Source organism: uncultured Cyclobacterium sp., from assembly GCF_963976465.1.
In the GTDB taxonomy this organism is placed as follows: domain Bacteria; phylum Bacteroidota; class Bacteroidia; order Cytophagales; family Cyclobacteriaceae; genus Cyclobacterium.
On the sequence record NZ_CAXBOC010000139.1, the window covers coordinates 1 to 11,165 of the forward strand.

General features: G+C 37.5%; 6 protein-coding genes and 2 pseudogenes. 4 read left to right on the forward strand and 4 right to left on the reverse strand.

The window, feature by feature from the left end:
- Positions 1-179: 179 nt before the first annotated feature.
- The 3 genes and pseudogenes from AAC037_RS09690 to AAC037_RS09700 all read left to right on the forward strand — a co-directional run bounded on the left by AAC037_RS09690 (position 180) and on the right by AAC037_RS09700 (position 2,908).
- Positions 180-1,727: an AbgT family transporter gene (locus AAC037_RS09690; RefSeq protein WP_339902804.1), complete on the forward strand. Its 1,548-nt coding sequence runs from the start codon at positions 180-182 to the stop codon at positions 1,725-1,727.
- A gap of 5 nt (positions 1,728-1,732) precedes the next feature.
- Positions 1,733-2,519, forward strand: a pseudogene (locus tag AAC037_RS09695) (serine hydrolase).
- A 65-nt stretch (positions 2,520-2,584) separates the two neighbouring features.
- Positions 2,585-2,908: a four-helix bundle copper-binding protein gene (locus tag AAC037_RS09700; protein WP_339902805.1), complete on the forward strand. Its 324-nt coding sequence runs from the start codon at positions 2,585-2,587 to the stop codon at positions 2,906-2,908.
- 107 nt (positions 2,909-3,015) lie between these two features.
- On the opposite strand, the pseudogene AAC037_RS09705 reads toward AAC037_RS09700, so the two are convergent.
- The 4 genes and pseudogenes from AAC037_RS09705 to AAC037_RS09720 form a co-directional block, all read right to left on the reverse strand.
- Positions 3,016-4,008 (reverse strand): annotated as a pseudogene (locus AAC037_RS09705) (GRP family sugar transporter).
- A gap of 92 nt (positions 4,009-4,100) precedes the next feature.
- A complete protein-coding gene (locus AAC037_RS09710) occupies positions 4,101-5,102 on the reverse strand; it encodes a nucleoside hydrolase (RefSeq protein ID WP_339902806.1) in 1,002 nt (333 codons plus the stop codon).
- A gap of 47 nt (positions 5,103-5,149) precedes the next feature.
- Positions 5,150-6,061, reverse strand: a complete 912-nt coding sequence (gene rbsK, locus AAC037_RS09715; RefSeq protein WP_339902807.1) for a ribokinase — start codon at positions 6,059-6,061, stop codon at positions 5,150-5,152.
- 278 nt (positions 6,062-6,339) lie between these two features.
- On the reverse strand, positions 6,340-7,938 hold the full coding sequence (locus AAC037_RS09720; protein ID WP_339902808.1) for a tetratricopeptide repeat protein: 1,599 nt from the start codon (positions 7,936-7,938) through the stop codon (positions 6,340-6,342).
- 794 nt (positions 7,939-8,732) lie between these two features.
- Here AAC037_RS09720 and AAC037_RS09725 point away from each other — a divergent pair.
- The gene (locus AAC037_RS09725) at positions 8,733-10,652 is read left to right on the forward strand and encodes a DUF2225 domain-containing protein (RefSeq protein ID WP_339902809.1); all 1,920 of its coding nucleotides are present in this window, start codon (positions 8,733-8,735) and stop codon (positions 10,650-10,652) included.
- Positions 10,653-11,165: the final 513 nt, after the last annotated feature.

Genomic DNA, 11,165 nt, shown 5'->3' on the forward strand with positions numbered 1-11,165 from the left:
AGTGACATTAGGTTTGCCGGAAGTGAAAGGTATACTCACTTTATGAAGTATTGGATAAAACAGATGGAAGCAAACCTGAATTTCAAATCCTAGCTTTACAAAACCACAATTTAAGATTTCAAACCGCTTTTCATCATTTATCAGTTTCCTTTCTTATTTTTGAATTTAACCTCAGCAAAATGGGAAAACCCAACATGAAAAGAGACCTACAAGACAGGTTTTTAAATGCAATCGAAAAAGCGGGTAATAAGTTGCCGGACCCTGCTGTTTTATTTCTTGTGTTAATGTTAGTAACATGGATACTTTCAGCACTCTTGGCTCCTATAGATTTTGGGGAGTTTGATCCAAGAACAGGGGAGAAATTGTTTATTCAAAACCTACTCACTGGGGAGAAATTGGCAGATTTTCTTTCTCGAATGATTGTTGTGTTTATCAATTTTCCTCCTTTGGGTGTGGTATTATTGGCTATGCTTGGAGTAGGTGTAGCAGAGTATTCAGGTTTTATCAATGCGGGGTTAAAATACCTCTTGAGTTTTACTCCAAGAAGTCTGCTTACCCCTATTTTAATTTTAGTGGCCATTGTAAGCCACACTGCTGCAGATGCAGGATATGTTTTAGTAATCCCTTTGGGAGGAATAATATTTTATGCGGCAGGCCGGCATCCGCTAGCCGGAATTGCCGCAACCTTCGCAGGTGTTTCAGGAGGGTTTAGTGCCAATTTTATCCCATCGGCCATTGACCCGCTACTCCAAAGTTTCACTCAATCAGCAGCTCAAATCTTAGACCCATCCATAAGCCTTAACCCATTAAACAATATCCTCTTTACTGGAATATCAAGTATAGTAGTGGTAGGTGTCGGCTGGTATTTAACAGATAGAATCATAGAGCCTCGCCTAATCCGAACCAACCCGGTAGATAAAGATTTATCCGACATACCCAAAATGGAGGAATTGCAACCTAAAGAAAAAACTGCCTTTAAAGTCGCTAGCTTGGTCATGGTCCTAGGTCTTATCGGTCTGTTCTTCTGGGCATACCCTATAGACTCCAGCTTAAGAAGTGAGTCCGGAGAAATCACCTCTTTTGCTGCACCATTAATGCGTTCGATAGTGCCTTTGATTTTCCTTATATTTTGGATACCTGGAATTATTTTCGGCTTTCTTTCAAAATCTTATAAATCCTCTGCAGATGTAATAGCGTCCATGAGCAAATCTATGGGGAGCATGGCCCATTATATCGTCATGGCCTTCTTTTGTGCCTTGTTTATTGATGCCTTTTCACAATCAAATATCGGAGCCATGACGGCATTGAAAGGAGCAGCATTCCTGAAAAGCCTACAATTGCCTTCCCAGGTAACGGTGGTGGGTATAATTTTTCTCAGTGCTTTTGTCAACCTTTTGGTGGGCTCGGCGTCAGCCAAGTGGGCATTGATAAGCCCAGTATTTGTTCCCATGCTAATGGAATTGGGAATTTCTCCTGACCTTACCCAAGCCGCTTATAGGATTGGCGATTCTGTCTCAAACATTATCACGCCCTTACTTCCCTATTTCCCATTGGTAGTGATTTTCTGTCAGAAATATGTGAAAAAGACGGGGATCGGTACGTTGGTTTCTATCATGGTACCTTATTCCGTATACTTACTTATTATCTGGACCATATTTTTGTTGATTTACTGGACTTTAGGCATTCCATTAGGCCTGCAATCATCCTATGAATATCCGGCAATATGACAATTATGACGGGATTGAAATACTATTTCCATTTATTAAGTGTACCATTGATATTGCTGTGTTTATTTGCCCAACCTGCTGCCGGACAACAGTCGTTAAAAGAATATTTGGCTAACTTAGACCCCTCTATTTCATTGTCTTACATTATCCAGGACAAACATGGGAACATTCTTTCTAAGGCTGACCCGGATAAAAAGATCCCTTCTGCAAGTATCATTAAAGTACCATTGCTTATCTACTTTATGCAAAAGTTGTCAGATGGTACTTTCTCTCTGCAAGATCGCTATCACCTCAAAGATAAGGACAAGGTGGGCGGGGCCGGTGAATTGCAATTTAAACCTTCCGGTTTAAGTGTTACTTATGAATACCTGGTCAAAGAAATGATCAGGGTTGAAGGAAAATGGTTTCAAGACTACGCAATTGAATAGGTTCATGATGGATTTTGAGGCCATAGAAAAGGGTAAGCAAAATTACTTAAGCCCGGAAGAAATAAACAGGCTACTACTTGATCTTTACAATGGGGACTTGCTTTCTAAAAAGCTAAGCTTAAAAGTTATAGAATACCTAAAAAACTGTGAGGACACCGCAGGTTTACCTCATCTAATACCGGAAGAGGTAGCCATCGCCCATAAAACAGGGACTTTGGATTATGTCCGCGGAGATGCGGGGATCATTTTTGGTAAAAAGCCCATTTTCATTACGGTATTGGTAGAAAACTTCTCAGAAATACCTGAAGCAGACAAAATCATTTCAACAATTGGCAAGCTTGCTTTTCTGAAATTCTCCAGGTAACAAATACCAAAGAGGCATAATTTTTGGGATTAATGGTTAAAAAAACTAACCTAAATTACAAAGTCATGAAAAATGAAGCCTTAATCAAAACTTTAAATGATTGTGCCATAGCCTGTAATTTTTGTGCAGATGCTTGCTTGGATGAAGAAAATGTGGGGCAGATGCTTGCTTGCATTAGAACCGATCGAGTGTGTGCAGAAGTTTGTGCGAGTACAGCCAAAATACTTTCCATGTCTTATGGACCGATAGACGACCTCTTGCGATTCTGTGTCAGTGTGTGTAAGAGATGTGCAGAAGAGTGTAGTCAACATGAACACGAACACTGCAAGAATTGCGCAATTGCCTGCAACAATTGTAAAGAGGCCTGTGAGAAAATCCTGGAAGGTTAAACACCATAGAGGAGCCTACAATTAGCACTTACGCAAAAAATGTTGCCCAAGCTTTAATATTCAGTTATGGCTACCTATTCAAAACCCTTAAACTGGAAGTTCATTTCCTATATTCCGGCATAAATGATGATAATGATCCCTATGATAAAGCAGGCAAACATACTCTGAAGCATGGTTTGAGTGCCTGGCTCCTTTAAATTCTTTCCAAACGAATACTCCCCAAAATGCTGCCACCATGGTAGCCCCCTGACCCAGCCCATAGGAAATGGCTGGCCCTGCCTGTTCTGATGCGATGATGCTAAAGGCCATTCCCACACACCAAATTGCCCCGCCTAAAATACCAACCAAATGGACTTTTAAATTCCCTGAGAAATAATCCCCTTAGCCAACAGGAGTTCCATCAACAGGCTTCTTCATAAGAATGGTATTGAAAACAAAATTACTCAATAGGATGCCTAGGGAAAACACAAATACAGCGCTATAAGGTGTGAACTTACCTGGCTCCGGAATTTGAAAGTTTAAGGACATGGACTGCTGGACTAAAAAATAGAAAAAAGACATTAAAAGACCTCCGAGCAGGGCCAGTTTAAGCCCTTTGGATACATTTTTGGCTTTGTCCTTACTGTTTTTCTTATAAGCCGTAGCATCCAATATTATGGCCACGGTTACCAAGGCGACGCCAAAAACAATAGAATAGGATCACCTTTTTGCTCTGAAATGTAGTTTATTAAAACACCCAAAACCAAGGCCAAGCCAATGCCTACAGGAAAAGCTACGGCCATGCCGGAAAGAGATATTGCTGCTACTATTAAGATATTGGCTAGGTTAAAAACAGCTCCTCCAGCCAAAGCCCTCCAATAACTCGAAGGGGCTGCCTGGCCCAAATCATCCAAAAATGATCGACCTCCCTCGCCAATACTTCCTAAGGTTAATCCAAAAATAAGGGATAACAGGACGATACCGAGTACATAATCCCAGTAAAACAACTCAAATCGCCAGTTACCCTCCGCCAATTTTTGTGTATTGGCCCATGAGCCCCAACATAGCATGGTGATAAAGCAAAAAAAGACGGCCAAAGGGTAATCGTTGATTATAAACATTGGGTTTAGGGTTATGTTAATTTCAATTTAGTTGGCCAACACGGGTGAAAATTATTTTAACCGGTGTTGAGATGCTGTATTTTATATAAAAATCAAGGGGTAACCAATACATAATTCTCCATTCTATCAAAGAAATCCCCCATAATGGCTTCTTTGTTAAAATTCTCCCATATCATCACTTTTCTAGGATTGTCCGGTCTTTCTTGCCATTCACCATCTACCAAAAGCGGTGCAGGAATTTCCTTTTTCTCTGCCCAAGAAGGGTTCTTCACTATAGCCACTGCGGCCATGTCATACAAAGGTCTGGTTCCTGCTTCATCGTAAGTATGAATATTGCTATACAGGTTTACAGAATAATCTCCAAAGTGGTCGAAGGTATCCCCATGTCGACCAGTGATGGGTTTCTCTGCAAGAGGCCCTTTACCCGGCATGATACTATTGATCTCTGCCCTATTGGAAGAAACTGCGGCAGTACCTGTTTCCTTCCCTCCTCTTACCAAAACCATCTCGAAAGGCACGTCAACATTTAAAATATAATTTAGCGAAACTTCATCATTGTCCTGGTTATACTCGCCGGGAAAGGGATAATTAGATCCCAACCAAACAATTCTTACTTTTTCTGCGATGGATAGATCTTTCTCTAATGCCAAGGCAATATTGGTTAATTTTCCTACCGGCAAAAGTATGAGTTTTTCATCTGATTTTTTGTGGGCTTCTTCAATGATAAAGTCTACTGCTTCAGCCCCATCAAAATCTGCTTGATCCAAATTTTGCCTAATTTCTTCAAATGAGGCATTTGCCCCTTTTTGCAAAGGCATGGATGAATAAACATTGCAGAGGTCCATTATTCTTCTGGCTTCCTTATAGTGTCCGTCTATATTCCCTCCATTTCTGGTTGCGTTGACTGTTATTCCTACCACGTCAAATACATCACCATTAAAAAACAAATAAGCCATGGCATGTTGATCATCCAATTCGTTGTTGGCATCTGTATCAAAAAGCACCCGATGTTTAGTAGATTCAAGGGATTTTTGACAGCTGGTAAATCCTATTAAAACAAGGGCTAATACTAGGACAATGTTATACTTATTCATGGGCAGTTTATATAATGTAAGAGACCTATTTTTTTAATTTCAGGCAATTAGACTTTAAGGTCTTGCAAAAATGGCACAGAAGCTTGCGCTCCATGTTTGGTCACTGACAAAGCTGCGGCCTTATTGGCAAAAGCCACTGCCTCTTCCCAACTCATTTCATTGGATAGCGCGGCGGCCAAGGCGCCGTTGAAGGTGTCTCCGGCGGCAGTTGTATCAACAGCTTCCACCTCAGAAGTGGCAATGGTACCGGAATAATCTGCCGTGGAAAGAAAGGCACCTGCAGCGCCCAGGGTTATGATGACTACCTTAACCCCTTTGTCATGAAAAAAATCCGCAGCATGTTGCGCACTTTTTTCTCCGGTTATATTGATCCCTGTCAAAAATTTAGTTTCCGTTTCATTGGGGGTTATGGCGTAAATTGAAGCATATAATTTATCGGAAAGTTTACTTGCAGGAGCCGGATTCAGTATTACTTTCTTACCCAAGCCTGAAGCTTTTTTTGCAACATATAAAACGGTTTCTATAGGTATTTCCAATTGCAAAAGGATTATTTCGGCTTCTTGCACCAAGCCAAAATACTTTTTGATCTGTCTGGTATTCAATGCCAAATTAGAGCCTCCTGCTACCACAATGGTGTTTTCTCCTGATTTGTCGACTACAATTTGAGCCACACCGGAAGGCAATTTATTGTCAAGTACTACCCCCTCCACATTGAGCCCCTCTTTCTTAAAATTTTCAATCGTTTGTTTGCCAAACAAGTCATTTCCTAACCTTGCCATCATGGCTACCTTTCCTCCAAGTCGTGCCGCAGCCACGGCTTGATTGGCACCTTTACCCCCTGCATTTAGCAAAAAATTTTGTCCCAATAATGTTTCACCCGGAGCGGGAAATTCTTCCACCCTAATGACCATATCAGTATTTGCACTTCCTACCACTAGGATTTTATGTCCTTGATTCATTTCTTTCTAGCTGTTCTTGCATAAATCTAAGGACAATAAATTAAAAATAGGTAAAGAAAATGGCTAAACGGGAAAAAATCGGTTTAAAATATCGCAATACAGAAATTAGCAGAGAAAAGACTACAATTTATTTTACAAAGGCTTGTCCGCGAGGGTGACATTCTATAAGGAAATGAAATTTTAAAAATTCTTTCAGAGCAGTTTTTGGTTGAAGTTTAGAAAATGAATTTGAAAAAGCTACATTAAGTCAGGTTTTGGTGAAATTTAGAATAATTATCCTAAAAATTTTCTACATATTTTTCCAATACTAAGTCATCCAAATCACTGTGTTCATTTAATCTTTGAATAATTCTGTTCATTCTTTTGTATTTCTTAAAAAACCGAATACACACATCATGATACACAGCATCTTCTATACTCATATTAAGCGCTGCATTTTCATAATAACAATAAACATCTTCAGGATCAATAAAACTGGACTCATTCAATTTTTTTTCTTTTATCAGCCCTAATTCAAAATAGGCCCTGCCAAATAGGTCCCGATATTTTGTTTTTAACCAACTTGGCTGTATTTCATTAATTGTTTTTAATAAGACACGCTTAAAAACATCATCAGATAACCTTTCCTTAAATTTCAATGCCAAATTAACCCTTACAATTTCAAAGAGCATCAACTTCAAAACCTCTTTAACTAATATACTAGGGTCTAATAATTTTTCCTTGTCAATATAATCTCCTCCTAGTCCAATATTATCTGTTGAAACAGATTCTATCTCATCGAAAAAATCGGGGTCATATAGTTCACGAAAACTATCCATGGAACCATCCATTTTTACCACATTCATTGTCCGATAATAATAATACCTTGCATCTTCTGGCTTTTCCAAAAGATCATATAGCACAGCAATTCTAAAATACAGCTCTACTGAATTGTCATTTGTCTTTAACGATTCTTTAAATAATTCTATGGCTTCTTTATAATTTTTTTCAAAAAAATGCCGTACCGCTGTTGCCCACGAAATTATATTCTTCAATTTTATTTTAAATTCTTCTGTAAAGGAGGTGAATTTAAAAGTATTAGTTTTCAATTGAATATCATCTCCAAATAGCTCAATTTCAGATTTTAAAATTATTAAATTCAATGAAATCCCCGATGGATACAGCGTATTACTATAGATCACGAAATCTCCATTGTGTTTTTTCCCTATATTTACTGCATCTGATTTCGTGTATATTGGGTATTTTTTGAATCTATTGAATGATTGGTGAATAAACACCAAATTAAATTCTGAGTGATTTCGCAATTCTTTTAGAACATATTTCAATTTTATTTCTAAATTAATACTATTGGGATCAACAGGAAAAAAAGGCAATAGAACGATTTTAATCTCTGGTGGCCTAATAAAATTTTCTTGAATAAAATCTTCAAAATTTTTAAACCCGCAAAACTCTGCTGCTAGGTTCAAAAATTTTATACTTGAAAATTCTACTTCACTCTTGTTAGAATCGTTCTCTTCATAGTACTTGGCTGCATTCCAAAATACTCCTACCACCTTATTTTCATTGGAATCAAAAGGCCACTTTTTCTCCCCAAATTCATCTTCAATCAAATGCCTAAAACTCCACCTTTGAACACTGTTTACAGAGCCTGGTAAATGTAAAGGTATATAATCATTTATATCTGCTGAGTATCTACTTGGTTTATCTTTATTGTAATCCTTAATTTTTGTGTCTAAAAGAACATTTACTTTCTTTTTTATTAATAGTCCTAGAATATAATAAGGCTCATACATCCACCTATTAATTGCTTCGTCTCCTTCTTTTTTTCTAAACTTTATAAATAGTGGATGATTTATGATATAATTCCTGTAGCCCATTATACTATATTTTTAAACCTGAAGACTGATGTAAAATTCAAGTTAAATATATAAGAAAATCAACCTAAATAAAAATCACCTCTTGGACTAAATAATCAACCTCTTGTAAAGACTTTTTAAACTCTTCGGTTATTTCTCACCCTCTCAGGCTATAAAAATAGCCTCTTAGAAAAGATCAATAAGTTCTTGTAAATAGACAATTTATAAAATTATATTCATATTTATTCTGTTTTATATACAGAAAGATTCCTGAAGGTCAGGCATTAGGTACGAAAAATTTAATCAGCAAGCACCTGAAAAAATTTCCCAATCCTATACAAAATCTTTCACTATTTAAAAACAATTTATATGAAACCTGTAAAATTAGTAATCGCGTTATTATTATTACTTAACCTTGGAAGCTGTGATCTTATTGGTGACAGAGATGACATGAATCCTGATATGTCAATAAGAGCGGTAGACCCCCCATCCCGTGATTAAAATTCAATCAACAGGACCTGATAAAGCAGGTCCTGTTTTCCTTTTTAAGGAATCTAAATAATCAGGAGTGTCTATCTCCATTTTTAAACATCTACAAGGTAAAGCTTGAAAAGTAAAAGTAGAATTAAAATTCGTAAACCTTTTATATAATTGCGTAAAACCAAGCGTAAAATTCGTAAAGGTGAATTCAATTGGATAAAAAAGTTTGTTTAGTACAATAATTAATTGGAATTATGGTGAAGAAAAAAGATATTTATAAATGCCAAGATTACCCGAAATAACATCACTTGATTTTATCATTAGTCTCTTTTAAAATGAAATGCACTTCATCGAAATATTTTCAATATGCTTTTCTTCTAGCCTTTTATATTTTAGAGCTTTTAATTTATAATACCCCCTCTCAAGCAAGACAAACAACAATAGATAATAAAATAGACATCAGCATAGATAAGGGTGATTACGATGTAGCAAAAATCTTGCTAGAAAAGGCTTTAAAAGAAATAAAAAGTCAAGACACCACCCACCTGAGAAAGTATACAGCAGATTTAGGCTATGTTTTGTTATACTTGGGACAATTTCAAAATAGTATTGCAAAGTACGAAGAGGCATTAATCTATGCCAAGGCACAAGCGGATCATAATCGCACCAGCTCATTTCTGCGAAGCATAGGTTTAAATTATCAATATTTAGGCCTATACGGTTTAGCTATTAAAAACTACCAGGAAGCACTTTACGCACTTGACCTTAATGAGGGAGACCTGCCCAGGAAGGCAGCTATATATAATTCGATGGGTAATCTTTACCGTAAAACGCAGGATGAGCCAAAATCACTTGAGTTGTTGCACCAAGCATTGAATCTATACATGAGCAGCAGAGACACCAGTAAAATAGCCATGGTTATGAACAATCTAGGTGCTAATTTTCAGCATTTCGATAATTTGGATTCAAGTCTATATTATTTTCAAGAAGTTTTAGATTTAGTAGCATTGGATATCAACTCTCCATTGGCCTTGGCAAAAGACTGGTCTGCCACTTTTAACAATATAGGTGTTGTTTTGCTGGATCAAGAGAAAATAGAAGAAGCCTTACCCTATATCGTTAAATCCTACCATATCAGTCATATGACCAATGATCTTCAAGGCTTGGCGATTAGTCACAATAATTTAGCGGATTATTGGTTGAAAAAACAAAATCTAAAAAAGGCATCTCTCCACCTGGACTCTGCCCAGGTAATTCTTCAGAAAACTAACGATAAGGTTCTTTTGGTGGAAAATTTAGAACTTCGCTTCAAACTACTGGAAAGTACCAAGCAATACGCACAGGCATTAATTACCTACAAATCTTTGGACTCCTTGAACAACCAATTGTTTCAGGATGAAAAATTAAAAGTAGAAGAAATAAGCAATATTTACCTCTTGCGGGAAAAGGAATTTGAGAACCAGAAAATCAGTCAGGAAGCAGAATTATTTGCCTTACAAAGCAGCAAGTTTCAGCAAACCAGCTTGTTCCTTGCATTTCTTGGAATAATCTTGACCTTGTTTCTCTTTTGGATTTTCCGAAACCTTAACCGCCAAAAACGACTTACTCAAATAATCGCAGCCAAAAACAAAACCATCAGCCTACAACAAACGGAATTGCGACACCGTACTGCCAACAATATCATGCGGCTACAGAGTATTATTAAAGAGATTGCCAGAAGGGTACCGGACAATACCGCCCAACAGGAAATGCTGAGGTCTACACAGCTCCTGTACGCTGCGGCTTCTCTTGAAAGGTACCTGTTTAGTATAGAGGATGAGCAAGAGGTTCCTTTGCAGGAATTCCTCCAGGGCCTGATGCAACAACACCGGGAAATGCTAGCTAAGGAAAATCGAAAGGTGGAGATTGAATATCATCAAACTGCAGAAATTGTGCTACCGGTGGAAGTTGTAATTCCCATCTCAATGATATTGACGGAATGGATTTACAACAGCTTAAAGTATGCCTTTGAAAGTATTGGACAGCCTAAGATTACAATTGTGATTCAGCTACAAGATCAAAATATCACTATTGATTATCAGGACAACGGGGTTGGTTTCAATGGACAGAAAGGTACAGGTACCGGCACCAGACTTATAGAAAAATTTGCCTTGGATCTAAAAGCCGAAATAAAGAGCATCACACATCAAGGGACAAGGCATCAATTGGTGTTTAAGGCTCCTGTTAACAGTTTGGTACCAAATCAAACTTCTTAAGAACCATGACGAGCTCACTTTTAAACCTTAATTTCCGAAAAACGATTTTTGGTTTGTTTTCAATAGCCAAAATTTCTGTATACCTTTTTTAAGCTACTTATTTTAATAATTTGTAATGGATAGATCAATAATCGGGTGATCGGTGAAATGGAGAAGAATTCCTATTTAGCCTTCCTAAAAAATTCACTTCAAAGCTACCTTCAACAGCCTCAGGCACCGGTAAAGAAGGATGTTTAACAATTCAATTTCAGCATCGGTACTAGGTATTTGAAATCAATAGGATAAAATTCATTAACAATTGACAATTAACCATTATCAATTTTATCGTTTCAGTCTACCCTTTTTAAGATACTTACTTCAAAAATAAGTGATGGAGTGATTGGAGATCGGGTGATTGGTGAAATAGAAAAAGATTCCTGTTTGGCCTTCCTAAAACATTCACTTTAACGTTGCCTTCCACAGGCTCAGGCACCGGTATGGACGTTTAACAGTTTCAGCACCGATAGTAGATTA

Excerpts from the sequence above, each read along its gene's own strand:
- rbsK (WP_339902807.1), bottom strand. The coding sequence starts at position 6,061 with ATGAATCAAGGACATAAAATCCTAGTGGTAGGAAGTGCAAATACTGAT.
- AAC037_RS09690 (WP_339902804.1), top strand. The coding sequence starts at position 180 with ATGGGAAAACCCAACATGAAAAGAGACCTACAAGACAGGTTTTTAAAT.
- AAC037_RS09710 (WP_339902806.1), bottom strand. The coding sequence starts at position 5,102 with ATGAATAAGTATAACATTGTCCTAGTATTAGCCCTTGTTTTAATAGGA.
- AAC037_RS09700 (WP_339902805.1), top strand. The coding sequence starts at position 2,585 with ATGAAAAATGAAGCCTTAATCAAAACTTTAAATGATTGTGCCATAGCC.
- AAC037_RS09720 (WP_339902808.1), bottom strand. The coding sequence starts at position 7,938 with ATGGGCTACAGGAATTATATCATAAATCATCCACTATTTATAAAGTTT.
- AAC037_RS09725 (WP_339902809.1), top strand. The coding sequence starts at position 8,733 with ATGAAATGCACTTCATCGAAATATTTTCAATATGCTTTTCTTCTAGCC.